The 25212-nt window shown below is 71.2% G+C and carries 22 protein-coding genes; 3 read left to right on the top strand and 19 right to left on the bottom strand.

What is annotated here, in order from left to right; translation table 11 throughout:
* The first annotated feature begins 266 nt into the window (after positions 1-266).
* Positions 267-1214, top strand: a complete 948-nt coding sequence (locus tag ACF07V_RS10495) for a zinc metalloprotease (protein ID WP_392153008.1) — start codon at positions 267-269, stop codon at positions 1212-1214.
* Between the two features lie 116 nt (positions 1215-1330).
* Here ACF07V_RS10495 and ACF07V_RS10490 read toward each other — a convergent pair whose 3' ends face one another.
* Positions 1331-1900: a dienelactone hydrolase family protein gene (locus ACF07V_RS10490; RefSeq protein WP_392153006.1), complete on the bottom strand. Its 570-nt coding sequence runs from the start codon at positions 1898-1900 to the stop codon at positions 1331-1333.
* 38 nt (positions 1901-1938) lie between these two features.
* Positions 1939-3525 carry a Na+/H+ antiporter gene (locus tag ACF07V_RS10485; protein ID WP_392153004.1) on the bottom strand — a complete coding sequence of 529 codons (1587 nt, stop codon included), beginning with the start codon at positions 3523-3525 and terminating at the stop codon, positions 1939-1941.
* 77 nt (positions 3526-3602) lie between these two features.
* Here ACF07V_RS10485 and ACF07V_RS10480 point away from each other — a divergent pair, with 77 nt between their 5' ends.
* Positions 3603-3791 (top strand): hypothetical protein, encoded by a 189-nt coding sequence (locus ACF07V_RS10480; protein ID WP_392153002.1) that lies wholly within the window; start codon positions 3603-3605, stop codon positions 3789-3791.
* Positions 3792-3885: 94 nt separating this feature from the next.
* Here the strand turns inward: ACF07V_RS10480 and ACF07V_RS10475 are convergent, their stop codons facing one another.
* The 4 genes from ACF07V_RS10475 to ACF07V_RS10460 form a co-directional block, all read right to left on the bottom strand.
* The gene (locus tag ACF07V_RS10475; RefSeq protein WP_392153001.1) at positions 3886-4353 is read right to left on the bottom strand and encodes a GNAT family N-acetyltransferase; all 468 of its coding nucleotides are present in this window, start codon (positions 4351-4353) and stop codon (positions 3886-3888) included.
* Positions 4350-5291: an RluA family pseudouridine synthase gene (locus ACF07V_RS10470; RefSeq protein ID WP_392152999.1), complete on the bottom strand. Its 942-nt coding sequence runs from the start codon at positions 5289-5291 to the stop codon at positions 4350-4352. Before ACF07V_RS10470 ends, ACF07V_RS10475 begins: the two co-directional genes overlap by 4 nt.
* A gap of 17 nt (positions 5292-5308) precedes the next feature.
* A complete protein-coding gene (gene lspA / locus ACF07V_RS10465; RefSeq protein ID WP_392152998.1) occupies positions 5309-5911 on the bottom strand; it encodes a signal peptidase II in 603 nt (200 codons plus the stop codon).
* An 80-nt stretch (positions 5912-5991) separates the two neighbouring features.
* Positions 5992-6855, bottom strand: coding sequence for a TraR/DksA C4-type zinc finger protein (locus ACF07V_RS10460; RefSeq protein WP_392152996.1), 864 nt, complete (start codon positions 6853-6855; stop codon positions 5992-5994).
* Positions 6856-7396: 541 nt separating this feature from the next.
* On the opposite strand from ACF07V_RS10460, the gene ileS reads away from it, so the two are divergent.
* Complete coding sequence (gene ileS / locus ACF07V_RS10455; protein WP_392152994.1) at positions 7397-10528, top strand: isoleucine--tRNA ligase; 3132 nt, start codon at positions 7397-7399, stop codon at positions 10526-10528.
* 530 nt (positions 10529-11058) lie between these two features.
* On the opposite strand, the gene ACF07V_RS10450 is transcribed toward ileS, so the two are convergent.
* From ACF07V_RS10450 to ACF07V_RS10390, 13 genes are all read right to left on the bottom strand, one after another.
* Positions 11059-12165 (bottom strand): DivIVA domain-containing protein, encoded by a 1107-nt coding sequence (locus ACF07V_RS10450; RefSeq protein ID WP_369143745.1) that lies wholly within the window; start codon positions 12163-12165, stop codon positions 11059-11061.
* Positions 12166-12232: 67 nt separating this feature from the next.
* Complete coding sequence (locus ACF07V_RS10445) at positions 12233-12523, bottom strand: YggT family protein (protein ID WP_017238790.1); 291 nt, start codon at positions 12521-12523, stop codon at positions 12233-12235.
* An 80-nt stretch (positions 12524-12603) separates the two neighbouring features.
* Positions 12604-13224, bottom strand: coding sequence for a cell division protein SepF (locus tag ACF07V_RS10440; RefSeq protein ID WP_352019006.1), 621 nt, complete (start codon positions 13222-13224; stop codon positions 12604-12606).
* A gap of 122 nt (positions 13225-13346) precedes the next feature.
* Positions 13347-14066, bottom strand: coding sequence for a YggS family pyridoxal phosphate-dependent enzyme (locus ACF07V_RS10435; protein WP_392152991.1), 720 nt, complete (start codon positions 14064-14066; stop codon positions 13347-13349).
* An 8-nt stretch (positions 14067-14074) separates the two neighbouring features.
* The gene (gene pgeF / locus ACF07V_RS10430; RefSeq protein ID WP_392152988.1) at positions 14075-14800 is read right to left on the bottom strand and encodes a peptidoglycan editing factor PgeF; all 726 of its coding nucleotides are present in this window, start codon (positions 14798-14800) and stop codon (positions 14075-14077) included.
* Complete coding sequence (ftsZ, locus tag ACF07V_RS10425; RefSeq protein ID WP_392152987.1) at positions 14797-16011, bottom strand: cell division protein FtsZ; 1215 nt, start codon at positions 16009-16011, stop codon at positions 14797-14799. The genes pgeF and ftsZ overlap by 4 nt, the downstream gene beginning before the upstream one ends.
* Before the next feature lie 278 nt (positions 16012-16289).
* Complete coding sequence (locus tag ACF07V_RS10420) at positions 16290-17093, bottom strand: cell division protein FtsQ/DivIB (RefSeq protein ID WP_392152985.1); 804 nt, start codon at positions 17091-17093, stop codon at positions 16290-16292.
* A gap of 24 nt (positions 17094-17117) precedes the next feature.
* Positions 17118-18212, bottom strand: a complete 1095-nt coding sequence (murG, locus tag ACF07V_RS10415) for an undecaprenyldiphospho-muramoylpentapeptide beta-N-acetylglucosaminyltransferase (RefSeq protein WP_369143751.1) — start codon at positions 18210-18212, stop codon at positions 17118-17120.
* Positions 18213-18218: 6 nt separating this feature from the next.
* The gene (ftsW, locus tag ACF07V_RS10410) at positions 18219-19559 is read right to left on the bottom strand and encodes a putative lipid II flippase FtsW (protein ID WP_392152984.1); all 1341 of its coding nucleotides are present in this window, start codon (positions 19557-19559) and stop codon (positions 18219-18221) included.
* A 55-nt stretch (positions 19560-19614) separates the two neighbouring features.
* Positions 19615-21054, bottom strand: a complete 1440-nt coding sequence (gene murD / locus ACF07V_RS10405; RefSeq protein ID WP_392152982.1) for a UDP-N-acetylmuramoyl-L-alanine--D-glutamate ligase — start codon at positions 21052-21054, stop codon at positions 19615-19617.
* Positions 21036-22106 carry a phospho-N-acetylmuramoyl-pentapeptide-transferase gene (mraY, locus tag ACF07V_RS10400; RefSeq protein ID WP_392152981.1) on the bottom strand — a complete coding sequence of 357 codons (1071 nt, stop codon included), beginning with the start codon at positions 22104-22106 and terminating at the stop codon, positions 21036-21038. The genes murD and mraY overlap by 19 nt, the downstream gene beginning before the upstream one ends.
* A complete protein-coding gene (murF, locus tag ACF07V_RS10395) occupies positions 22103-23527 on the bottom strand; it encodes a UDP-N-acetylmuramoyl-tripeptide--D-alanyl-D-alanine ligase (protein ID WP_392152979.1) in 1425 nt (474 codons plus the stop codon). Before murF ends, mraY begins: the two co-directional genes overlap by 4 nt.
* Before the next feature lie 4 nt (positions 23528-23531).
* Complete coding sequence (locus tag ACF07V_RS10390; RefSeq protein WP_392152977.1) at positions 23532-25205, bottom strand: UDP-N-acetylmuramoyl-L-alanyl-D-glutamate--2,6-diaminopimelate ligase; 1674 nt, start codon at positions 25203-25205, stop codon at positions 23532-23534.
* Between the last annotated feature and the right edge of the window lie 7 nt (positions 25206-25212).

The raw sequence follows: 25212 nt of genomic DNA, 5'->3' as shown, positions 1-25212 counted from the left end.
TGGGTTCCGGAGATCGAATCCGGACACACCACCCGCCTCCGTCACCCCGCTCGTTACGTCGGCGTCTCAAACTCCGGAAGCGGCGCAAGTTTTTCTTCCCGATGACCCGAATTGCCCCATGAATGATTGGGCCTGATCACTTCTCAACGATGCGTGACATGGACGCGTAATCTCCCCGGCGTGGCGAGGAAGTTCCTCCCACCACCCCCCGCGAGGAGTCACCCGTGCGTGCTCTTGTCCGTATATCGCCGCGTACGTCACGCCGTATGCTCGGCACCGCCGTCATGGCCGGAACCCTGGCCCTGGCCCCGCTGTCCGCCCCGGCGGCCACTCCGTCGACCACCACGCTGGCCTCGGCCGAGAAGTGCGCGGACGGCACCACCGCGCTGTCCGGCGCCCGCAAGGCCAAGGGGGACGCCACCAAGGCCGAGCCCAACGACATCACCGCCGCGCAGGCCAAGGCCATGGACGACGACCTGAAGAAGAAGGTCGCCGCCGCCCGCACCTCCGGCCGCGTCGGCTCCTCCTCCCTCGCCGCCGGCGCCACCATCCCCGTCTACTTCCACGTGATCCACAGCGGCACGACGGGCAAGCTCAGCGCCACGGCCGTCAGCAACCAGATGGCCGTCCTCAACGCCGCCTACGCGGGCCAGGGCACCGGCAACGTGAACTCGGGCTTCCAGTTCTCGCTGGCCGCGACCGACTACACGGACAACGCCACCTGGTACAACCTGTCCTCCGGCTCGCAGGCCGAGAAGGACATGAAGACCACCCTGCGCAAGGGCGGCGCGAACGCCCTGAACATCTACACCGCCAACCTCGGCGGCGGCCTGCTCGGCTGGGCGACCTTCCCGTCCTCGTACAACTCCAGCCCGAACATGGACGGTGTCGTCATCCTCGACACCTCCCTGCCGGGCGGCTCGGCGACCAACTACGACGAGGGCGACACCGCCACCCACGAGGTCGGCCACTGGATGGGCCTGTACCACACCTTCCAGGGCGGCTGTAACGGCAACGGCGACTACGTCGCCGACACCCCGGCCGAGAAGAGCCCTGCCTACCAGTGCCCGACCGGCCGTGACTCGTGCGCCTCGAAGCCCGGTGTGGACCCGATCCACAACTTCATGGACTACACGTACGACTCCTGCATGTACCAGTTCACCGCGGGCCAGGTGACCCGGATGAACGACGCCTGGACCGCGTACCGCGCCTGACGGCCCGTCCGCGGAAGAAGGGGTGTGGCCCCCGGGGAACTCCCGGGGGCCACACCCCTTTTCCGTACGTCCGGAAGGCCGTCGCCCTGAAGACCGTCCTCCTCCAGGCTGTCGTCCTACAGGCTGTCGATGAAGGACAGCGCCACCGACCAGGTCCGCTCCGCCGCCTCCGCGTCGTAGTCCGGCAGCTCCGGATCCGTGTAGATGTGCCCCGCGCCCCGGTAGCGGTAGATCTCCACGTCCGCCCCCGCCTTGCGCATCTGGAGGTACCAGGAGGACAGCCAGTCGTCCGTCTCGAAGGGGTCCGGCTCGGCCACGTGCAGCTGCACCGGCAGCTCGTCCACCTCAGCGGACTCCGCGATGTCCGAGGTGCCGTGGAGCAGCAGCAGCCCACGCGCCTTCTCGTCGCCGAGCGCCAGGGTCTGCGCGATCGAGGCCCCGAGCGAGAGGCCCATGTAGACCAGGCCGCGCTCGGAGTAGGGGGCGGCGGCCAGGACCGCCCGCTTGAGCAGCTCGTCCTTGCCGATCTCGTCGCGGAGCACCACGCCCTCCTCGACGGTCCCGACCGTCCGTCCGTCGTAGAGGTCCGGAGTCCAGACCTGGTGGCCGGCGGCCCGGAGCCGCTCGGCGGCCGCCTCGACGGAAGGGGTCAGCCCGTAGGCCGAGTGGAAGAGCATGATGTCCATGCGTCCCATCCTGCCACCCGCCGCCGACGGCCCCGCCGTCACCGCATGCTGCGCACGTCCAGGTGGCGCAGCACCCGGTCCACCACCTCGGGGTCGGCGCCCGGTTCGCTGCGCGCCGCGAGGACCTCGTGCCGGGCGGCCGACATCAGCTCCCGCTGGATCCGCTGCACGGCCTTGAACCGCTTCGTCCGCTCCATGAAGGCGGCCTTCCGCTCGTCGTCCACCATGTCGGGGCTGATCCGCGCCCCGATGTCGTACGCCCCGCGCAGCAGCCGCTCCTGGACCTCCTCGGGCAGCTCCTCGACCTCCTCGATCTCCTTGAGCCTGCGCTTGGCGGCCTTCGCGGCCCGGATCGCGAGCTCCCGCTCCAGGGCGCGCCCGGCGTCCGAGTCGGCCCGCACCCCGAGCCGCCTCACCAGCCAGGGCAGGGTGAGGCCCTGGAGGACGAGGGTGGCGATGATCACGCAGAAGGCGATGAAGACGATCTCGTCACGGCCGGGGAAGGGCGTGCCTTCGTCGGTGGTGAACGGGATGGCGAGGGCGAGGGCGACCGAGGCCACCCCGCGCATCCCCGCCCACCACATGACGACGGTCTCCCGCCAGCTCATCGGGATCTCCTCGTCGATGTCCCGGAGCGTGTGCAGCTTCTTCGCCAGCCAGGTGGCCGGCAGCAGCCACAGGAGGCGGACGCCGACGACCACGCCGACCACGGCGGCGCCCCAGCCGAGCATCTGCCAGCCGTGCCCCTCGGCGACTCCGAAGACATGGACGAGCTCCAGGCCGATGAGGCCGAAGGCGATGCCGGTGACGAGGGTGTCGACGATCTGCCAGAAGGTCTGCCCGGCGAGCCGGCCCATGACGTCGTCGGCGTCGGCCGCGTGCTCGGCCAGGAAGAGCGCGGTGACCAGGACGGCGAGGACGCCGGAGCCGTGCAGCTCCTCGGCGATCACGTAGCTCACGAAGGGGACGAGGAGGGTGAGGCCGGTCTGCAGGGTGGCGTCACCGAGGAGGCCGATGAGCTTGTTGCAGAGCCAGCCGAGCGCCAGGCCGACGATCACGGCGACGACCGCGGACAGCACGAACTCGCCGAGCGCCTCGGGCCAGGAGAAGGAGCCGCTGACGACCGCGGCGATCGCCACGTGGTAGAGCACGATCGCCGTGACGTCGTTGAAGAGCCCCTCGCCCTCCAGGATCGACACCAGCCGGCGGGGCAGCCCGAGCGAACCGGCCACGGCGGTCGCTGCGACCGGGTCCGGCGGTGCGACGAGGGCGCCGAGCGCCAGCGCGGCGGCCAGTGGAAGGCCCGGCACGAGCGAGTGCGCGACCGCGCCCACGGCGGCGGTGGTGACGAAGACCAGGGCGACCGCGAGCAGGAAGATGGGCCGCCTGTTGGCCGCGAACTGCCGCCAGGAGGTCCGCTGCACGGAGGCGTAGAGCAGCGGCGGCAGCACCAGCGGGAGGATGAACTCCGGCGGGATGTCGACGTTCGGCACGAAGGGCAGGAAGGCCAGCAGGATCCCGATGAGGGTCATCAGGACGGGCGCGGGCAGCCCCAGCCGCTCCCCCAGGGGAACGGTGAGCACGGCGCCGAGCAGCAGCAGGAACAGCAGGGCGAGCTGGTCCACGGTGTCCTCTCCAGGCGGGCGAAGATCAGAACCCCTATCATGAAAGGGACATTCCGACCACTCGCCAGGAGGATGTCATGTTGAGGCAGCACATCGGGCGCCGCGCGGCCGCCTTGGTGCTGGCCGTCGCCGGCGTGCTCGGCGCCGGCTCGGCAGCACTGGCGAACCCGTCGCCGCCGACCAACGGCGGAAACGGCGGCGGCCAGAGCGGTCAGTGCACCGGACCCGTCGACGAGCGCCCGCACGGGTGCCACACCTTCAAGTAGCCACCACCACGATCACCCGGTCCGGGCCGGGCAGACCGCCCCCCGGGTGTCCATGCAGGGCCTGTCCTTCCGGACCGGCCCTCCGCCGTGCCCGCTACAGCGCGCGCCTCATCGCCCGGTGCGGGATGCCCGCGTCCGGGAACTCCGGGCCGTACGCCGCGTACCCGAGCCGCTCGTAGAAGCCGAGGGCGTGGGTCTGCGCGTGCAGGTCGACGGCGCTCAGACCGCGCTCCCGCGCCGCGTCCTCGATGCCCCGCACGAGCGCCGCGCCGACACCCAGACCGCGCGCGGCCTCCGCGACCGCGAGCCGGCCGAGCGAGCCCACCGAGGGGTCGCCACCGGTCTTGCCGGCCGCGTCCGCCCCGTACAGCAGACGTCCGGTGCCCAGCGGCAGCCCGTCCGCGCGCACCGCGAGGACGTGCACCGCGGTCGCGTCGTACGTGTCGTACTCCAGCTCCTGCGGAACGCCCTGCTCCACGACGAAGACCTCGCGGCGCACCGCGAAGCAGGCCTCCCGGTCGCCCTCGCCCACCGCCTCGCGGACGGCGTACGCGGCGGTCACCGGCTCTCCGAAGCGATGCGGTCCAGGGCCTTCTGCAGGTCCTCGGGGTAGGTGCTCGCGAACTCGACCCAGGACCCGTCGCCCGGGTGCTCGAAGCCGAGGCGGACGGCGTGCAGCCACTGCCGGGTCAGGCCGAGGCGCTTCGCCAGGGTGGGGTCGGCGCCGTAGGTGAGGTCGCCGACGCAGGGGTGGCGGTGGGCGGACATGTGCACCCGGATCTGGTGGGTGCGGCCCGTCTCCAGCTTGATGTCGAGCAGCGAGGCCGACCGGTACGCCTCGATGAGGTCGTAGTGCGTGACGGAGGGCTTGCCGTCGGCGGTGACCGCCCACTTGTAGTCGTGGTTCGGGTGCCGGCCGATCGGCGCGTCGATGGTGCCGCTCATCGGGTCCGGGTGGCCCTGGACCAGCGCGTGGTAGCGCTTGTCGACCGTGCGTTCCTTGAACTGGCGCTTGAGCGAGGTGTACGCGTACTCCGACTTGGCGACCACCATCAGGCCGGAGGTGCCGACGTCGAGGCGGTGCACGATGCCCTGGCGCTCGGCGGCGCCGGAGGTGGAGATCCGGTACCCGGCGGCGGCGAGGCCGCCGATCACGGTGGTGCCGGTCCAGCCGGGGCTGGGGTGGGCGGCGACGCCGATCGGCTTCATGATGACGACGATGTCGTCGTCGTCATGAACGATCTCCATGCCCTCGACGGGCTCGGCGACGATCTGCACCGGCGCGGCCGCGCCCGGCATCTCGACCTCGAGCCACGCGCCACCGCTGACCCGCTCGGACTTGCCGACGACGGAGCCGTCGACCTGGACCTTCCCTGAGGCGGCCAGCTCGGCCGCCTTCGTACGGGAGAACCCGAACATACGGGCGATGGCGGCGTCGACGCGCTCGCCCTCCAGGCCATCGGGAACGGGCAGCGTGCGGATCTCGGGACTCGTGCTCACCCGTCGAGTATGCCTTGTCAGTCCTTGTGGACGGTCCCGTCGGGGTCCAGGCCCCGGAACGACAGGAGGACGATCAGGATGCCGCCGCAGACGATCGCCGAGTCGGCGAGGTTGAAGACGGCGAAGTGCGCGGGGGCGATGAAGTCCACGACCGCGCCCTCGAAGACGCCCGGCGAGCGGAAGATCCGGTCCGTGAGGTTGCCGAGCGCACCGCCGAGCAGCAGGCCCAGCGCGATCGCCCAGGGCAGGCTGTAGAGCTTCCGCGCCAGCCGGATGATCACGACGATCACGGCGGCGGCGATGCAGGTGAAGATGATCGTGAAGGCCTCGCCCATGCCGAAGGCGGCGCCCGGGTTCCGGATGGCGTCGAGCCGCAGCAGGTCGCCGATCAGGTCGATCGGCTCGTGGCCCTCCAGCTTGGCGACCACGAGCATCTTGCTGCCGAGGTCGAGCAGATAGGCGAGCACGGCCACGACGAAGAGGGCGACGATCCGGCGCCTGCCCCTGGGCCGCTCCTCGGGAGCGGCCGTGCCGTCGGGAGCGGCCGTGCCGTCGGGGGCGGCCGTCTCGTCGGCCCCTGCTGAATCCGGCGTACCGATGATGCGCTCCGCCTCTGCCACGTGAGTGAGTCCCTCGACCTCGATGCCTGACCGTGCACCGAGGGTACGGCACAGGCGTACGAGACCGGCAGCCGAGATCGTCAGCCGCGCCGCTCCTGTCGCTGTTTGTCCTCGACGCAGAGCGTGGCCCGCGGGAAGGCCTGCATCCGCGCCTTGCCGATCGGCTTGCCGCACACCTCGCACAGGCCGTACGTGCCCGCGTCGAGCCGCTCCAGGGCGTGCTCGCTCTGCTCCAGCATCTCCCGGGCGTTCGCCGCGAGGGCCAGCTCGTGCTCGCGCGTGATGTTCTTGGTGCCGGTGTCGGCCTGGTCGTCCCCGGCGCCGTCGCCGGAGTCCCGCATCAGGCCGGTCAGCTCCTCCTGGGAGTGGACGAGCTCGCTGCGGAGCCGCAGCACCTCCGCCTGGAGGCCGCTGCGGGCCTCGGCGACCTCCTCCGGCGTCCACGGGTCCTCGCCGGGACGCACCGCGAGCTCACCGGCCCGCGCCGGGGGCACCGCCGTCTCGTCGCCGACGGTCGTGACGCCACCCGCGGTCTTCTTCGCTGCCACCGTCCTGGCTCCTGTCTGCTTCTTCGCGGCGGGCGCCTTCCTGGCGGCCGCCTTCTTCGCCACCGCCTTCTTGGCGGGCGTCTTCGGGGCGGGGGCGTCGTCGGCGGAGGCCTCGTCGGCGGGGTCCGCCGCACCGGCCTCTCCCGCGACGGCGTCCTTCGGGGCCGTGTCCGCGGCGGCGGTCCTCCGCGCCGCGGTCTTCTTCGCGACCGACTTCTTCGCGACCGTCTTCTTCGTGACCGTCTTCCTGGCCGGCGTCTTCTTCGCGACCGGTTTCCCGTCGACCGTCGACTTCTTGCCGGCCACGTCCTTGGCGGCCACGTCCTCGGCGACCCCGGTCGTGCCGGGGGAACCGGCGACCGAGGTCTTCTTCGCGGCGGTCTTCTTCGCCACCATGTCGCGGCCCCTTCACATTTTGTGATCTTGCTCGCGAATCGTGCTGGGACGATAAATCGGCCCAAGGCCCGCGGCAACGGGGCACGCCGCCGTTCCCACCCGCCCCCGCTCCCCGCGGGGCGGGCCTGCCTCCGTTGTGCCCAGCTCCCCGCCCGGTTATCCGTCCCACCACTCCCCCACATGGCCGCACAGGAAGTCGGGCCCGGCCCGTATGGCCATTCGGGTCACGGGAAAACCGGTCTGCCGCCTCCCCTCCGGCCCCTTACACTGGCCACAGCGAAAGGCTTGGATGGGGACGAGTAGCGTCGCAAGCAGCCATGAGCGACCCGGGGACGGTGAGAGCCCGGGGGCGAGCCCGATGTGAAGCATCACCCCGGAGCCGTCGGAAGAAAGCCGCACGACAGCGCGGTGACTAGAACCGGCGTCGCGACCCCAATGAGGGGGCTCAGGGCGATCACGTCCGGGGCCAAGGAGGGTGGTACCGCGGGAGCAGCGCTCTCGTCCCTCCGACGGAAGAGAACCGTCCGCCGGAGGAAGATCGATGTCGCAGTACCGCCAGGTGCCCGCCCAGGTCGACCTGCCCGCGCTGGAGCACGACGTGCTCGATTTCTGGCGCGAGAGCAAGGTCTTCGCGAAGACCCTGGAGCAGTCCGAGGGACGCCCCGAGTGGGTGTTCTACGAGGGCCCGCCCACCGCCAACGGCATGCCCGGCGCCCACCACATCGAGGCCCGCGTCTTCAAGGACGTGTTCCCCCGCTTCCGGACCATGCGCGGCTACCACGTGGCCCGCAAGGCCGGCTGGGACTGCCACGGCCTGCCGGTCGAGCTCGCCGTCGAGAAGGAGCTCGGCTTCTCCGGCAAGAAGGACATCGAGGCGTACGGCATCGCCGAGTTCAACGAGAAGTGCCGCGAGTCCGTGACCCGGCACACCGACGCCTTCGCCGAGCTCACGACCCGCATGGGCTACTGGGTCGACCTCGACGACGCGTACCGGACCATGGACCCCTCGTACATCGAGTCGGTCTGGTGGTCGCTCAAGCAGATCTTCGACAAGGACCTCCTGGTCCAGGACCACCGCGTCGCCCCCTGGTGCCCCCGCTGCGGCACCGGCCTCTCCGACCACGAGCTGGCGCAGGGCTACGAGACGGTCGTCGACCCCTCCGTCTACGTGCGCTTCCCGCTCACGTCCGGCCCGCTCGCGGGCAAGGCGGCGCTCCTGGTCTGGACGACGACCCCGTGGACCCTGGTGTCCAACACGGCCGTCGCCGCGCACCCCGAGGTGACGTACGTGGTCGCCACGGACGGCGACGAGAAGCTGGTCGTCGCCGAGCCCCTCCTGGAGAAGGCGCTCGGCGAGGGCTGGGTGACCACGGGCGAGTCCTTCACGGGCGCGGAGATGGAGCGCTGGACCTACCAGCGCCCCTTCGAGCTGGTGGCCTTCCCCGAGGAGGCGCACTACGTCGTCAACGCCGAGTACGTCACGACCGAGGACGGTACGGGTCTGGTCCACCAGTCCCCCGCCTTCGGTGAGGACGACCTCAAGGTCTGCAAGGCGTACGGCCTGCCGGTCGTGAACCCGGTCCGCCCCGACGGCACCTTCGAGGAGGACACGCCGCTGGTCGGCGGCGTCTTCTTCAAGAAGGCCGACGAGGCCCTCACCGCCGACCTGGACGCGCGCGGCCTGCTCTTCAAGCACATCGCGTACGAGCACAGCTACCCGCACTGCTGGCGCTGCCACACGGCCCTGCTCTACTACGCGCAGCCGTCCTGGTACATCCGCACGACCGCGGTCAAGGACCGCATGCTCCAGGAGAACGAGCGGACCAACTGGTTCCCGGACTCGGTCAAGCACGGCCGCTTCGGCGACTGGCTGACGAACAACGTCGACTGGGCCCTCTCCCGGAACCGCTACTGGGGCACCCCGCTGCCGATCTGGCGCTGCGAGGACGACCACCTGACGTGCGTGGGCTCGCGCGCGGAGCTCACGGAGCTGACGGGCACCGACCAGTCGGAGCTCGACCCGCACCGCCCGTTCATCGACGCGGTGACCTTCCCGTGCCCGAGCTGCTCGAAGACCGCCACGCGCGTGCCGGAGGTCATCGACGCCTGGTACGACTCGGGCTCGATGCCGTTCGCGCAGTACGGCTACCCGTACCAGAACAAGGAGCTCTTCGAGTCGCGCTACCCGGCGCAGTTCATCTCCGAGGCGATCGACCAGACGCGAGGGTGGTTCTACACCCTCATGGCCGTGGGCACCCTGGTCTTCGACAAGTCGTCCTACGAGAACGTGGTCTGCCTGGGCCACATCCTCGCCGAGGACGGCCGGAAGATGTCCAAGCACCTGGGCAACATCCTCCAGCCCATCCCGCTGATGGACCAGCACGGCGCCGACGCCGTCCGCTGGTTCATGGCGGCCGGCGGCTCCCCGTGGGCGGCCCGGCGAGTCGGCCACGGCACGATCCAGGAGGTCGTGCGGAAGACGCTGCTCACGTACTGGAACACGGTGGCCTTCCAGGCCCTGTACGCCCGTACGTCCGGCTGGGCGCCGAGCGCGTCCGACCCGGCGCCGACGGAGCGCACGGTCCTCGACCGCTGGCTCCTGAGCGAGCTGAACACGCTGGTCGCCGAGACGACCGAGGCGATGGAGTCGTACGACACCCAGCGCACCGGCAAGCTGATCTCCGCCTTCGTCGACGACCTGTCCAACTGGTACGTGCGCCGCTCGCGCCGCCGCTTCTGGCAGGGCGACGCCTCCGCGCTCCGCACCCTGCACGACGTCATCGAGACGGTCACCCGCCTGATGGCCCCGCTGACCCCGTTCATCACCGAGCGGGTCTGGCAGGACCTGGTGGCCCCGGTGACGCCGGACGCCCCGGAATCGGTCCACCTGGCCACCTGGCCCGAGTCGGACGCGACCCTGATCGACAAGATGCTCTCGGAGCAGATGCTCCTGGTCCGCCGCCTGGTCGAACTGGGCCGGGCGACGCGGGCGGAGTCGGGCGTGAAGACCCGCCAGCCGCTGTCCCGCGCGCTGGTCGCGGCGACGGGCTTCGCGGCGCTGTCGCCGGAGCTCCAGGCCCAGATCACCGAGGAGCTGAACGTCAGCTCCCTGGCGTCCCTGTCGGAGGTCGGCGGCTCGCTCGTCGACACGACGGCCAAGGCGAACTTCCGCGCCCTGGGCAAGCGCTTCGGCAAGGGCGTCCAGGACGTGGCGAAGGCGGTGGCCGCGGCCGACGCGGCGGCCCTCTCGCTGGCCCTCCGCTCCGGCGAGGCGACGCTCTCGGTGAACGGCGAGGACATCACCGTCACCCCGGAGGAGATCATCATCACGGAGACCCCCCGTGAGGGCTGGTCGGTCGCCTCCGACGCGGGCGCGACGGTGGCCCTGGACCTGGAGATCACCCCGGAGCTGCGCCGCGCCGGCCTGGCCCGTGACGCGATCCGCCTGATCCAGGAGGCCCGCAAGAACAGCGGCCTGGACGTCGCGGACCGCATCGCCCTCCGCTGGACGTCCGCGTCCCCGGAGACGGTGGAGGCCCTGACGGCCCACGCGGACCTGATCGCGGACGAGGTCCTGTCCACGGACTACGCGGAGGGCGAGGCCGACGCCTCGTACGGCACGCCCTTCGAGGACGAGGGCCTGACCCTCACCTTCCGCCTCCGCAAGGCGTAACCCCACGGGAAGGGCCCGGCACCAAACCTTGGTGCCGGGCCCTTCCCGTTGCCGCTTGCGGACGCCGCCCACCCCGTTGTGGACATGCGTTCCGCAAGGGGCGGTGCCCCCGCCCCGTTGTGGGCAGGCGTTCCGCAAGGGGCGATGGGGGTCCCCCCTGCTCGAGCGGAGCCGAGAGCTTGGGGGAGGGTGGGCACAACGGACCCGCGCCCTGCCGGCGCCAGAGGCTCCCGCGCCTGAACCCGCACCCCAGGTGACGGCGCACACGTGGTGCGGGTCCAGGCGCGGAACGCACAGGCGCCGCTAAGGGGCGCCGTCCCGTGTGCCCACCCGTCCCGCCCCAGCGGGACGATTGCCCACACGGGCGGGGGCAGCCGCCCAGCGGAGGCGCGGGCCTAACCCGGCGGGCACGGGGCGCGGGGTTCGCCCAGTGGGTACGGCGAAGGGCCGGTTCTCCGGGGTGTACCCCGGGGAACCGGCCCTTGCAGCCTGCCGACGGCTACGCGCTCAGCGCGCGCTCACCCGCCGCCTCAGTTGTCGTCCTCGTCGATCAGGAAGCCCCGCATCGGCGCCGGCGCCTGCTGCATCGGCTGGGGCGCCTGCGGCCGGACCGGAGCCATCGGCTGGGTCATCGCCGGGGACATCTGCTGCTGGCCGCCGTAGGACGGGGCGCCACCCATGGACGGCGCACCACCCATCGCGCCGTTGCCGCCGTAGGACGGCGCGCTCGCGCCCGCCGAGGCCATCGACGGGGCCGGCGGCAGCGAGGCCGTGGCCGGGGTGCGCGGCGGGGCCAGCGAGTCGTCCGCCTGGGTCTCCAGCTGACGCAGCTGGGACTCCAGGTAGGACTTCAGACGCGTGCGGTACTCGCGCTCGAAGCCGCGCAGGTCCTCGACCTTGCGCTCCAGCGTGGCGCGGGCGGACTCCAGGGAGCCCATCGCGACGCGGTGCTTCTCCTGCGCGTCCCGCTCAAGAGCGTCCGCCTTGGCGCGGGCGTCCCGCTCCAGGCCCTCGGCGCGGGAGCGCGCCTCGCCGACGATCTTGTTGGCCTCGGAGCGCGCCTCGGCGATCGCCTGGTCGGCGGTCTGCTGGGCGAGCGAGAGGACACGCGCGGCACTGTCGCCACCGGGGCCCTGCTGCGGCTGCTGCATCTGCGGCTGCATCTGCTGCTGCGGGTGACCCATGGGGCCGCCCTGCATCGGGCCGGGACCCATCGGTCCGCCCTGCATGGGGCCGCCCTGCATCGGGCCGGGGCCCATGGGCCCGCCCTGCATGGGGCCACCCTGCATGGGGCCGGGGGGAAGCGCGGGGGCACCGGACGGAAGCTGCGGCGGACCCATCTGCGGCTGCTGCTGCTGGGCCGGCGGTCCGGATATGGCGGCGGGCACGGGCGCGCCGGGACCGACGGGACGATCCTGCGGCTCCGGGGGCTTGCGCATGCCCTGCTGCTGGTTCTGCGCGGCGGCACGCGTCGCGGCGGCCAGCTTGGCGCGCAGGTCCTCGTTCTCGCGGAGCAGGCGGGTCAGTTCGGCTTCGACCTCGTCGAGGAAGGCATCGACCTCGTCCTCGTCATAGCCTTCTCGAAGGCGGACGGTCGTGAACTGCTTGTTCCGCACGTCCTCGGGGGTCAGCGGCATCTCTTCTTCACCTCTACGTAGTCGTCGGCAGTCGGCAAGACCGTATCGTCCACTTGTTCCTCCACCATCACCTCGCGAAGCTGCTCACGATGGAGATCAGGATGTAGACGATGATCATCAGAACGAAGAAGGACAGGTCGAGTGCCACGCCCCCGAGACGCAGCGGCGGGATGAGTCGCCGCAGAAGCTTGAGCGGTGGATCGGTGACAGTGTAGGTGGCCTCAAGGACGACCACCATCGCCTTACCGGGTTGCCATGAACGGGCGAACTGGAAGACGTAGTCCATGACAAGCCGGACGATCAGGAGGACGAGGAAGCACATCAGCACGATGTAGACCACCTGTAGTGCGACGCCCATCCCGCGTTTCCCTCTCCCCTGGCTTTCGTGCTCTCGCTTGTCCGGCCGCTTCGCGACCGGTCCGTCCGGTTCTCGTGTTCTCAGCTCTGGTTGAAGAATCCGCCCTCTGCGATCCGGGCCTTGTCCTCCGCCGTGACATCGACGTTAGCAGGCGACAACAGGAACACCTTCTGCGTCACGCGCTCAATGCTGCCATGGAGCCCGAAGACGAGTCCGGCGGCAAAGTCGACAAGTCGCTTCGCGTCCGTGTCGTCCATCTCTGTGAGGTTCATGATCACCGGGGTGCCCTCACGGAAGTGTTCCCCGATGGTACGGGCCTCGTTGTAGGTCCGCGGGTGCAGCGTGGTGATGCGGTACGGCTCCCGCTCGGACACGACCTTGGGCATGATCACCGGTGCGTTCTTCTCCAGGCTCGGACGTTCGGGTGTGATGGATGCCACGGGGGCAATTCGGGCCGGACGTCCGCTTTCGGCGAGTACCGGGACAGAATGGGCAAGGGGCTCCCGGGGGGCCGGGGGCTGCACCACTCGTACCGGCTCCTCGCGCTCCACCTGACGCGGGGGGGTGTGGCGCCGGTCGCGCTCGGGCTCCGGCTCCAGCTCGGGTTCGAAGTCGTCGTCGGGGTCGAAGCCCCGGCCGTCGTACCCATCGTCCTCCACGAGGCCGAGGTAGACCGCCATCTTGCGCATCGCGCCGGCCATTCTCTGAGTCCTCCGCTCTGTGGTGGATCGGCCTTGTCACCAAGTGCCGGCGATCCACGGGTCAACCCGCCGTTCTGCGGAATGACCATATTTTCTGCTGTGGTCCGACTTGCTTCGCGACGTTACCCGAGCTTCGGGCGGACACCGAGTACCGCCGTACCGACGCGTACGTGTGTCGCCCCGGCAGCGACGGCCTCCTCGAGGTCCGCACTCATCCCTGCTGACACCATGTTCGCAGCCGGACGGGTCGCGCGCAGGACAGTCGACAAATCCATCAGCCGGTCGAAGGCGGCGCGTTGCCGCCCCGCGTACTCCCCGGCGAGCGGGGCGACGGTCATCAGTCCGGCGAGTCGCAGTCCGGGCGCGGCGTCCACGGCGGCGGCCAACTCCTCGATCCCGTCCGGCGCGACGCCGCCGCGGTCGCCCCGCTCGCCGGATTCGGCGTCGAGCGCCACCTGGATCAGACAGCCGAGCTCGCGGCCCTCCTTCTCCGCGGCCGCGGAGAGGGCGGAAACGAGCTTCAGGCGGTCGACAGACTGCACCACATCGGCATAACCCACCACGGATCTGACCTTGTTGGTCTGCAACTGGCCGACGAAGTGCCAGGTCAGATCGAGGTCGGCACAGGCGGCCGCCTTGGGGGCGGCGTCCTGGTCCCGGTTCTCGGCGACGTGCCGCACCCCGAGCTCGTGCAGGAGTCTGACGTCGCTCGCGGGGTAGGTCTTGGTGACCACGATCAGGGTCACCTCCTCCCGCGGGCGCCCGGCGGCGGCGCACGCGGCGGCGATGCGCTCCTCCACCTGGGCCAGGTTCGCGGCGAGTTCCGACTTGCGGTCTGTCATGTCTCTTCTCACAACCAGACATATCCCGCGAGTCGCCCCGTGGTGCGATCGCGGCGGTACGAGTAGTGGTCGCGCGATTCCAGGGTGCAGACCCCGGCGTCCGCGATGTCCAGGACCCCGAGCCGCTCCAACTGCGCGCGCACTCCGGCGGCGACGTCGACGGCGGGGGTGCCCCAGGAGGTCTCGGCGTACGCGGCCGGTTCGACGGCCGCGACCTCGGCGCGCATCGCCTCGGGCACTTCGTAGCACCGGCCGCAGACGGCGGGTCCGGTGCGGGCGACGATCCGGGCGGGTTCCGCGCCGAGCTTCGCCATCGCCGCGACGGCGGCGGGGACGACTCCGGCGACCATCCCGGGCCGCCCGGCGTGGGCGGCGGCCGCGACTCCGGCGACCGGGTCGGCGAGGAGGACGGGAACGCAGTCCGCGGTGAGGACGGCGAGGGCGAGTCCGGGCCGGGCGGTGACGATCGCGTCGACGGACGGGATCACCGCGTCTCCCCACGGTGCGTCGACCTCGGCGACGTCGGCTCCGTGGACCTGGTTCATCCAGACCACCCGCGCCGGGTCGAGCCCGAGGGCCCCGGCGGCGGCCGCCCGGTTGGCGAGGACGGCCGCGGGGTCGTCCCCGACCGCTCCGCCGAGGTTGAGCTCCTCGTACGGAACGGCGCTCACCCCGCCCCACCGGTCGGTGAAGGCGAAGTGCGCGCCGTTCGCGTCGAAGCGCTGTCCTATCACTTCAGGAAGTCCGGGACGTCCAGCTCCTCGGCCTGGCTGTCCGCGTACGGACGGGCCGGCGGGACGACCGGCGGGGCGGGCGTCAGCGGGGTCTCGTTGACGACCGGGGCGGGCTCGACCGGGACCGGGGCCGGCTCCTCGCGCGGGGCGACCGTGCCGAGGCCGCCCAGCGGGCGGGGGGTCTCGGTGATGCGGGGCGCCGGGGCCGGCTCCTCGCGCTTGGCCGAGACCGAGCCGATGATGTTGTCCCGGCGGGCCGGGGGCTGGCCGCCGTCGAAGCCGGCCGCGATGACGGTGACCCGGACCTCGTCGCCGAGGGCGTCGTCGATGACGGCGCCGAAGATGATGTTGGCCTCGGGGTGGGCCGCCTCGCTGACCAGCTGCGCGGCCTCGTTGATCTCGAAGAGACCGAGGTCGCTGCCGCCGGAGATGGAGAGCAGCACGCCGCGGGCGCCGTCGATGGAGGCTTCGAGGAGCGGCGAGGAGATCGCCATCTCGGCCGCCGCCACCGCGCGGTCGTCGCCGCGGGCGGAGCCGATGCCCATGAGCGCCGAACCGGCCTCGGACATGACCGACTTGACGTCGGCGAAGTCGAGGTTGATCAGACCCGGGGTGGTGATGAGGTCGGTGATGCCCTGGACACCGCTCAGGAGGACCTGGTCGGCCGACTTGAAGGCGTCGAGCACGGAGACCTGGCGGTCCGAGATCGAGAGCAGCCGGTCGTTCGGGATGACGATGAGGGTGTCGACCTCTTCGCGGAGCTCGGCGATGCCGTCCTCCGCCTGGTTGGCGCGACGGCGGCCCTCGAAGGTGAACGGCCGGGTGACCACACCGATCGTCAGGGCGCCGAGCGAGCGCGCGATGTTGGCGACGACGGGCGCGCCGCCGGTGCCGGTGCCGCCGCCTTCGCCGGCGGTGACGAAGACCATGTCGGCCCCCTTGAGGACCTCCTCGATCTCCTCACGGTGGTCCTCTGCCGCCTTGCGACCGACGGCCGGGTTGGCCCCGGCCCCGAGGCCGCGGGTGAGTTCACGGCCGACGTCGAGCTTGACGTCGGCGTCGCTCATCAACAGCGCTTGCGCGTCGGTGTTGATCGCGATGAACTCGACGCCCTTGAGGCCGACCTCGATCATTCGGTTGATGGCATTGACACCACCGCCGCCGACACCGATGACCTTGATGACTGCGAGGTAGTTCTGCGGTGCTGCCACGTCGAAGGCCTCTCGCCTCGAGTTACGTGTCGTCGCTGCGCGGTTGGTCGCGCCGCTCCGACGGATGCCGATTGGGACGGTCCGAAACGCCGACCCAAACCCTAACGTTGAAGTTTAGGGTTACCAGTGTCTCTGTTCGCTGGACTCTTCCGAACAGGACACTAAGTCGACAAGTGGCGCACGTTCAACGAACACGCCGAACCTCCCGTTTTTCTTTTCACCCTATGTGATCACCCGTAGCGATGGCCAACCAGGGTGCTGGCCAGCGCAGATGCCCGTCAACTTCCGGACGAGGCGGGGGCCGTGGGGGCACTTACGTCGAAGTGCCCCGCTTTGGGAGTGGCCTTCATGAGGGCGGTCAGCACCCGGGCCTTGACCGGGCCGTGCTCACCGCTGCCCCAGAAGACCGTTCGGCCCCCGGTCAGCTCCAGAGTGACGGAGTCGTACGAGGTGATGCGCACGACACGAGTGTCCCGGGCGATTTCCGCCGGGAGTTCACCCCGGACGCGGACCGCCTCCCGGAGCAGCCGGTCCGCGTCGAAGCGGCGCAGGCTCGGCGAGGAGGCGCTGTCGAGGACGAGGAAGGGGACGCCTCGGGGCGCGGTGTCGACGGTCGCGAACCGCAGCCCGGTCGAGTCCACTTCGGTGAACTTTCCGCCCTTTTCGACGAGAAGAACGGGCTTCCGTTCCGTCACTTTCAGCCCGATTCCGTGCGGCCACGACCGCACGACGTCGATGGACTCGATGCGCGGCAGCCTCTGCCGGAGCCGGGCCTCGATCGCGTCGGTGTCGACGGTGACGAGCGGGGCACCCATCGGGACGGCGGCGACCGTCTCGACCTCGGCCGGTGTCAGCACCCGGGTCCCGGAAGTCTTCACACGTTCCACACGGAACCAGGTCGAGCCGTAGAGCGCCCAGACCCCGCCGGCGACGAGCACGACGAGGCCGAGCACGACGAGGAGCACCCGGGGGGCAGGCACCCGGAATCGGTGATTCCGGGTGCCCGTGCCGGACGACTGCCCCGACGGCCCCTTCGACTTGCTCGTCCCGCTCTTCTCCGCGGTCGTCGGTCCGGCTGCCACCCGGCGCCTCCTGCCTCAGGGCCGCTACGCCTGCCGGCGGGCGGCGATCGCCTCGTACACCATGCCGACGAGCAGGTCGTCGGCGTCCCGGCGGCCGAACTCGGCGGCGGAGCGGGACATCTCGTACAACCGGTGCGGATCGGCCAGTACGGGCAGGACGTTGCCCTGCACCCACTGCGGCGTCAGCTCCGCGTCGTCGACGAGGAGTCCACCGCCTGCCTTCACCACCGGCTGGGCGTTGAGCCGCTGTTCGCCGTTGCCGATGGGCAGCGGGACGTACGCGGCGGGCAGCCCGACGGCGGAGAGCTCGGCGACGGTCATCGCGCCCGCGCGGCAGAGCATCATGTCGGCCGCGGCGTACGCGAGATCCATCCGGTCCACGTACGGTACCGGCACGTACGGCGGCATACCGGGCATGTTGTCGACGCGCGGCATCTCGTTCTTCGGGCCGACCGCGTGCAGGATCTGGATGCCGGAGCGCTGGAGCACCGGGGCGATCTGCTGGATCACCTCGTTGAGCCGCCGGGCGCCCTGGGAGCCGCCGGAGACCAGCAGCGTCGGCAGGTTCGGGTCGAGACCGAAGGCGGCGCGCGCCTCGGGCCGCACCCGCGCCCGGTCGAGGGTCGCGATGGTGTGCCGCAGCGGGATGCCGATGTAACGGGCGTTGCGGAGCTTGCTGTCCGGGGTGGCGACGGCGACCCCGGCCGCGTACCGCGAACCGATCTTGTTGGCCAGGCCGGGCCGGGCGTTGGCCTCGTGGACCACGATGGGCACCCCGAGGCGCTTGGCCGCGAGATAGCCGGGCAGGGCCACATAGCCGCCGAAGCCGACCACGCAGTCCGCCTTGGTGCGCTCCAGGACCTGCTCGGCCGCCTTGATCGTGCCGCGCAGCCGCCCGGGGACGGTGATCAGCTCGGGGGTGGGCTTGCGGGGCAGCGGTACGGCGGGGATGAGCGCCAACTCGTAGCCCCGCTCGGGCACGAGCCGGGTCTCCAGACCCTTCTCCGTGCCGAGCGCCGTGATCCCCACGCTGGGGTCCTGCCTGCGCAGGGCGTCCGCGAGGGCGAGCGCGGGCTCGATGTGGCCGGCGGTCCCCCCACCGGCGAGTACGACATGCACCGAAATTCACCGCTCTCCGGACGGGCGCTTCTTGACGCGCCGTCGCATCGACTTCCATCTCTTCCCGGCCCGCTTGCCCCAGCCGGGGCGGCGCATGGCCAGGGCCGCTTTCGCGGCGGGTTCCTGTCGCGCGAAGGCGATGAGGAGCCCGACGGCGAACATGGTCGGCAGCAGGGCCGACCCTCCGTAGGAGAACAGCGGGAGCGGGACACCGGCGATCGGCAGCAGGCCGAGCACCGCACCGATGTTGATCACGGCCTGAGCCGTGATCCAGGTGGTCACACCTCCCGCGGCGAACCTCACGAAGGGGTCCTCCGTGCCTCCGGCCACGCGGATACCCGCATAGCCTAGAGCCGCGAACAGGGCGAGTACCGACAGCGTCCCCGCGAGACCCAGTTCCTCACCGGTGACCGCGAAGATGAAGTCGGTGTGCGCTTCGGGGAGTTGGCCCCATTTCTCGACGCTCGCGCCGAGTCCGGAACCGAACCATCCGCCCGAGGCCAGAGCATAGATTCCGTGCGCGGCCTGCAGGCAGGGGGCTCCCTCGCCGCCGGGGTCGGTCGCTCCGATGCAGTCGAAGCGCTTCATCCGGTTCGCGCTGGTCTTGATCAGCAGGACGCCGATCGCGCCGGCGACCGTGAGGACGCCGACGAAGAGGCGGGTGGGCGCTCCGGCCGTCCACAGCAGGCCGAAGAGGATGGCCGCGAGGATGATCGAGGTGCCCATGTCGCCGCCGAGCATGATCAACCCGAGCAGCATGAAGGCGCCCGGCACCAGCGGCACCAGCATGTGCTTCCACTGGGTGAGCAGCCGCGTGTCGTGCTTGCGGGCGAGCAGGTCGGCCCCCCACAGGATCAGCGCCAGCTTGCCGAACTCGCTGGGCTGGAGCTGGAAGGGGCCGCCGAGGGAGATCCAGTTCTGGTTGCCGTTGACCGCGTGCCCTATCCCGGGGATCTGCACGAGGACCATCAGGAAGACCGCGCCGACCAGGATCGGGTAGGCCAGCGCCCGGTGCAGCTTGACCGGCATCCGGGAGGCGACCAGGAGCAGTCCGGTGCCGAGGAGCGCGGCGATGAACTGCTTCCGGAAGAAGTAGGAGGGCACCAGGTCGTAGCGGAGCGCCGTGATCATCGAGGCGGAGTAGACCATCACCAGGCCGAGCGTGGTGATGAGCAGTCCCGCGCCGATGATCACGTAGTACGCCGTGAGGGGCCGGTCCCAGGCCTTGCGGAGCCGCTCGTACAGCCCCCGTACGCCTCCGCCGCGCGCCCGCCGCGGGGTCGCGGGGGCCCGCCCTCCGCCGCGTACGGCGGAAGGCCGGCGTGTCCCGGCGATCTTGCTCGGCATGGTCGCTGTCCCCTCCAGTCGTGCCCGGTCCGGCCGGACCCTCCCGCTGGTCGGGTCAGGCGTCCCCGGTGGCGGCGAGGGCGCGGACGGCGTCCGCGAAGGCCTCGCCCCGCTTGTTGTAGTTGGTGAACATGTCCATCGAGGCGCAGGCCGGGGCGAGCAGGACCGTGTCCCCCGGCTGGGCGAGCCGGGCCGCCTCGCGGACCGCCTCGGACATCGCCCCAGTGTCGGTCCGGTCGAGGTCCACCACCGGGACCTCCGGGGCGTGTCGCGCCAGGGCTTCGCGGATCAGGGCCCGGTCGGCGCCGATCAGGACGGCGCCGCGCAAGCGCTTCGCCGAGCGCTGGACGAGCTCGTCGAAGGTCGCACCCTTGGCGAGGCCGCCGGCGATCCAGACGATCGGGTCGTAGGCGGCCAACGAGGCTTCCGCGGCGTGGGTGTTGGTGGCCTTGGAGTCGTCGACGTACGTGACTCCCTGGACCTCCTCGACCAGTTCGATGCGGTGCGGGTCGGGCCGGAAGGCCTTGAGGCCGTCCCGTACGGCCTTGGCGTCGACGCCGAAGGCGCGCGCGAGGGCGGCGGCGGCGAGGGCGTTGGCGATGTTGTGCGGGGCCGGCGGCTGGACGTCGGCGACCTCGGCGAGCTCCTGGGCGTTCTTCTGCCGGTTCTCGACGAAGGCCCGGTCGACGAGGAGTCCCTCGACGACACCGAGCTGGGAGGGGCCGGGGGTGCCGAGGGTGAAGCCGATCGCGCGGCAGCCCTCCTCGACGTCGGCCTCGACGACCAGGTCCTCGGTGGCCTTGTCGGCGACGTTGTAGACGCAGGCGATCCGGTTGCCCTCGTAGATGCGGCCCTTGTCGGCGGCGTACGCCTCCATGGAGCCGTGCCAGTCGAGGTGGTCGGGCGCCAGGTTGAGCACGGCGGCCGAGTGGGCGCGGACGGACGGCGCCCAGTGCAGCTGGTAGCTGGAGAGCTCGACGGCGAGCACGTCGTACTCCTGCTCGCCGAGGACGGCGTCGAGGAGCGAGACGCCGATGTTCCCGACGGCGGCGGTCCGCAGTCCGGCCGCCTCCAGGATCGAGGCGAGCATCCGCACGGTGGTGGTCTTGCCGTTGGTGCCGGTGACCGCGAGCCAGGGAGCCGCGTCCGGGCCCCTGAGCCGCCAGGCCAGCTCGACGTCGCCCCAGATCTCCACGCCCGCCTCGGCGGCGGCCGTGAAGAGGGGCTTGTCGGGGCGCCAGCCGGGAGTGGTGACGATCAGCTCGGTGCCGGCCGGCAGCGTCGCCCCGTCGCCGAGGCGGACGGTGATGCCCTCCGCCTCGAGCTCGGCGGCCTGCGCCCGGGAGCGCTCGTCGTCGCCGTCGTTGACGACGGTCACGAGCGCGCCGCGGGCGTGCAGGACGCGGGCGGCCGGGATCCCGGAGACCCCGAGCCCCGCGACGGTGACCTTCTTGCCGTTCCAGTCGAGCTGTTCTGTCACTTTTCCGATGCCCATCCCGCGTAGAAGAGGCCCAGGCCCACGATCACGCACATGCCCTGGATGATCCAGAACCGGACGACGACCAGGACCTCGGACCACCCCTTGAGTTCGAAGTGGTGCTGGAGGGGTGCCATCCGGAAGACGCGCTTGCCGGTCATCTTGAACGAGCCGACCTGGATGACCACGGACATCGTGATCAGCACGAACAGGCCGCCGAGCAGGGCCAGCAGAAGCTCCGTACGGGAGCAGATGGCGAGACCGGCGAGGGCGCCGCCGAGGGCGAGCGAGCCGGTGTCACCCATGAAGATCTTGGCGGGCGAGGTGTTCCACCAGAGGAAGCCGAAGCAGGCGCCCATCAGCGCGGAGGCGACGACCGCGAGGTCGAGCGGGTCACGGACCTCGAAGCAGGCGTTGGGGTTGGTCAGCGTCACCGCGTTGGCACAGGACTCCTGGAACTGCCAGAGCCCGATGAAGGTGTACGCGCCGAAGACCATCACCGAGGCGCCGGTGGCCAGGCCGTCCAGACCGTCGGTCAGGTTCACGCCGTTGGACATGGCCAGGATCATGAAGAGCGCCCAGACCACGAAGAGCACCGGGCCGATGGCCCAGCCGAAGTCCGTGATGAAGGAGAGCTTCGTGGAGGCCGGGGTGTTGCCGCGCAGGTCCGCGAACTGCAGCGCGAGCACGGCGAAGGCGATGCCGACGATCAGCTGGCCGGCCATCTTCGCCTTGGCCCGCAGACCGAGCGAACGCTGCTTGACGATCTTGATGTAGTCGTCGAGGAAGCCCACCAGGCCCATGCCGGCCATGAGGAACAGCACCAGGACGCCCGAGTACGTCGGGTCCTCACCGGTGATGACCTTGGCCAGCGCGTACGCGATGAGCGTGGCCAGGATGAAGGAGATGCCGCCCATGGTGGGCGTGCCCTTCTTCCCGGCGTGACCGCGCGGGCCGTCGTCCCGGATGAACTGCCCGTACCCCTTGCGGGCAAGGAGCTTGATCAGCAGCGGCGTGCCGATCAGGGTCAGGAAGAGCCCGATGGCCCCCGCGAAGAGGATCTGCCTCATCGGCCGGTGACCTCGCCCTCGGTGTCGAGGAGCGCCAGCGCGACCTGTTCGAGACCGACCGACCTGGAAGCCTTCACAAGGACGACATCCCCCGGGCGCAGCTCACTGCGCAACAGGTCGACAGCCGCCTGCGCGTCGGACACGTGCACCGACTCCTCACCCCACGAACCCTCGTTATATGCGCCCAGTTGCAGCCAGGAAGCTTCCCTCTCCCCGACCGCGACGAGCTTGCTGACGTTGAGCCGGACGGCGAGCCGTCCGACCGCGTCGTGCTCGACGAGCGATGCGTCACCGAGCTCGGCCATCTTGCCGAGCACCGCCCACGTACGAGCCCCTCGGGCCTGTGCGGCCCTGCCCATGGCCGCGAGCGCGCGCAGGGCGGCTCGCATGGACTCGGGGTTCGCGTTGTAGGCGTCGTTGACGATCGTCACGCCGTCCGGACGCTCGGTGACCTCCATGCGCCAGCGCGACAGGGTGCCCGCCTCGGAGAGCGCGGTGGCGATCTCTTCGACGGGCATGCCCAGCTCGTGCGCGACGGCGGCCGCTGCGAGCGCGTTCGACACGTGGTGCTCACCGTACAGGCGCAAGGTCACGTCACTGCACCCGGTGGGTGTGTGAAGCCTGAAAGAAGGCTGTCCGTTCTCTGTGAGGTGGACGTTCTCGGCCCGTACGGCCGCTTCGTCCGCTTCGCCGAACAGGGTCACGCGGGCCTTGGTGCGGCTCGCCATGGCGCGGACGAGCGGGTCGTCGGCGTTGAGGACCGCGATCCCGCCCTCCTCGGCGGACGGCAGGGCCTCGACGAGCTCGCCCTTGGCCTCGGCGATCTGCTCCCGGCCGCCGAACTCGCCGATGTGGGCGGTGCCCACGTTGAGGACGAGGCCGATACGGGGCGGGGTGAGGCCGGCGAGGTAGCGGATGTGTCCGATGCCGCGGGCGCCCATCTCCAGGACCAGGTGCCGGGTCTCGTCGCTCGCGCGGAGCGCCGTGAGCGGCAGGCCGATCTCGTTGTTGAGCGAGCCGGGCGTCCACACGGTGGGCGCGTGCCGGTCGAGGACCTGGGCGATCAGGTCCTTCGTGGAAGTCTTGCCGGCCGAGCCGGTGAGGGCGACGACATCGGTGCCGAGCCGCTCCACGACCGCGCGGGCGAGGGCCCCCAGCGCGGTCTGGACGTCGTCGACGACGATGGCGGGGACGCCGACGGGCCGGGCGGCGAGCACGGCCGCCGCTCCCGCCGCGACGGCGCGCTCCGCGTAGTCGTGGCCGTCGACGTGCTCACCGGCGAAGGCCGCGAAGAGGCTGCCGGCCCGCACCTCGCGGGAGTCGATGACGACGGGCCCGGTGATCCGGGTGGCCGTGTCCGGTATGTCGTGCGCCTGCCCGCCGACGATTTCGGCGATCTCGGCGAGGGAGAGGGCGATCACTGCTTCATCCCTGACTGTTCTCGTGACGGTGTGCGTCGTGCTGGCTCTGCTGGCGGAGAATCGCCTCGCGCAGGACCTCGCGGTCGTCGAAGGGGCGTACGACCCCGGCGATCTCCTGGCCCTGCTCGTGGCCCTTGCCGGCGACCAGGACGGTGTCGCCGGGCCGTGCGCGGGACACGGCGGCCGCGACGGCGGCGGCCCGGTCGGGTTCGACCAGGACGTCCCCGCGCTCCCCCGCCGGCACCTCGGCGGCGCCGGCGAGCATGGCGCTGAGGATCACCAGGGGGTCCTCGGAGCGGGGGTTGTCGGAGGTGAGGACGGCGGTGTCGGCGAGCCGGGCGGCGGCGGCGCCCATCGGGCCGCGCTTGGTGGTGTCCCGGTCGCCGCCGCAGCCGATGACCACGTGCAGCCGACCCTCGGTGACCTCGCGCAGGGAGCGCAGGACCGATTCGACGGCGTCCGTCTTGTGCGCGTAGTCGACGACCGCGAGGTACGGCTGGCCGGCGTCGACCCGCTCCAGGCGGCCCGGGACGCCGGGGACGGCGGCGACGCCCTCGGCGGCGGCCTTCGGGTCGAGGCCCGCGGCGGCGAGGGTGGCGATCGCGGCGAGGGTGTTGGCGACGTTGAACGGGCCGGGCAGCGGGGCGGTGGCGGAGATCCGGGCGCCCTCGGGGCCGACGGCGGTGAACGTCGAGTCGTGGGAGCCGAGGACGAGGTCCTCGGCGCGCCAGTCGGCCTGGGGGCGGCCCTCGGCGGAGAAGGTGACGACCGGGACGGTCGCCTCCGCGACGAGCCTGCGGCCGTATGCGTCGTCGAGGTTGATCACGCCCAGGCGGCTGCGCTCGGGCGTGAAGAGCCCGGCCTTGGCCCGGAAGTAGTCCTCCATGTCGGAGTGGAACTCCATGTGCTCCGGGCTGAGGTTGTTGAAGACGGCGACGTCGAAGACGCAGCCGTCGACCCGGCCGAGCACCAGGGCGTGGCTGGAGACCTCCATGGCGACGGCCTCGACGCCCCGCTCGCGCATGACGGCGAAGAGCGCCTGGAGGTCGGTGGCCTCGGGGGTGGTGCGCTCCGACTTGATGCGTTCGTCGCCGATCCGCATCTCGACGGTGCCGACGAGGCCGGTCTTCCGCCCGGAGCCGCGCAGGCCGCCCTCCACCAGGTAGGCGGTGGTGGTCTTGCCGGAGGTGCCGGTGATGCCGATCTGGAGGAGGTCCTCGCCGGGGCGCCCGTAGATCGCGGCGGCGAGTTCGCCCATCCGGCCGCGCGGGTTCTCCACGACGAGGACCGGGAGGCCGGTCTCGGCGGCGCGCTCGGCGCCCGCCGGGTCGGTGAGGATCGCGGCGGCTCCGAGTCCGGCGGCCTGGGCGACGAAGTCGGCGCCGTGGGTGCGGGCGCCGGGCAGGGCCGCGTACAGGTCCCCGGGGCGCACGGCCCGCGAGTCGTGCGTGATGCCCGAGATCTCGGCGGCCCGGGGGGCGTCGGCCCCCAGCTGCGCGGCCAGGTCGCCCAGGGGTGTCGGGCGGGCCTGCTCCGGCCGGGGTGGGGCGTTTCGGTACTGATCAGCGTGTGGCACGGCGGTGAGCGTACCGGGCGCACCCTGTGCGGGGCCAAAAGAGCCCGGGGCCTCGCCGGAGTTCGATTTCCGGTTCCCGGAATGAGGGGTGATCGTTGTCACTGGTGCT

Origin of the sequence: Streptomyces sp. NPDC015661 (assembly GCF_043077765.1) — a bacterium.
In the GTDB taxonomy this organism is placed as follows: domain Bacteria; phylum Actinomycetota; class Actinomycetes; order Streptomycetales; family Streptomycetaceae; genus Streptomyces.
Note: the sequence above shows the minus strand (reverse complement) of the source record. Positions and strands in the feature narration are given on the sequence as shown.

Coding starts and splice junctions, on each gene's coding strand:
- ACF07V_RS10495 (WP_392153008.1), top strand. CDS start 267: ATGCTCGGCACCGCCGTCATGGCCGGAACCCTGGCCCTGGCCCCGCTG.
- ACF07V_RS10490 (WP_392153006.1), bottom strand. CDS start 1,900: ATGGACATCATGCTCTTCCACTCGGCCTACGGGCTGACCCCTTCCGTC.
- ACF07V_RS10480 (WP_392153002.1), top strand. CDS start 3,603: ATGTTGAGGCAGCACATCGGGCGCCGCGCGGCCGCCTTGGTGCTGGCC.
- ACF07V_RS10460 (WP_392152996.1), bottom strand. CDS start 6,855: ATGGTGGCGAAGAAGACCGCCGCGAAGAAGACCTCGGTCGCCGGTTCC.
- ileS (WP_392152994.1), top strand. CDS start 7,397: ATGTCGCAGTACCGCCAGGTGCCCGCCCAGGTCGACCTGCCCGCGCTG.
- ACF07V_RS10450 (WP_369143745.1), bottom strand. CDS start 12,165: ATGCCGCTGACCCCCGAGGACGTGCGGAACAAGCAGTTCACGACCGTC.
- ACF07V_RS10445 (WP_017238790.1), bottom strand. CDS start 12,523: ATGGGCGTCGCACTACAGGTGGTCTACATCGTGCTGATGTGCTTCCTC.
- ACF07V_RS10440 (WP_352019006.1), bottom strand. CDS start 13,224: ATGGCCGGCGCGATGCGCAAGATGGCGGTCTACCTCGGCCTCGTGGAG.
- ACF07V_RS10435 (WP_392152991.1), bottom strand. CDS start 14,066: ATGACAGACCGCAAGTCGGAACTCGCCGCGAACCTGGCCCAGGTGGAG.
- ftsW (WP_392152984.1), bottom strand. CDS start 19,559: ATGCCGAGCAAGATCGCCGGGACACGCCGGCCTTCCGCCGTACGCGGC.
- murD (WP_392152982.1), bottom strand. CDS start 21,054: ATGGGCATCGGAAAAGTGACAGAACAGCTCGACTGGAACGGCAAGAAG.
- mraY (WP_392152981.1), bottom strand. CDS start 22,106: ATGAGGCAGATCCTCTTCGCGGGGGCCATCGGGCTCTTCCTGACCCTG.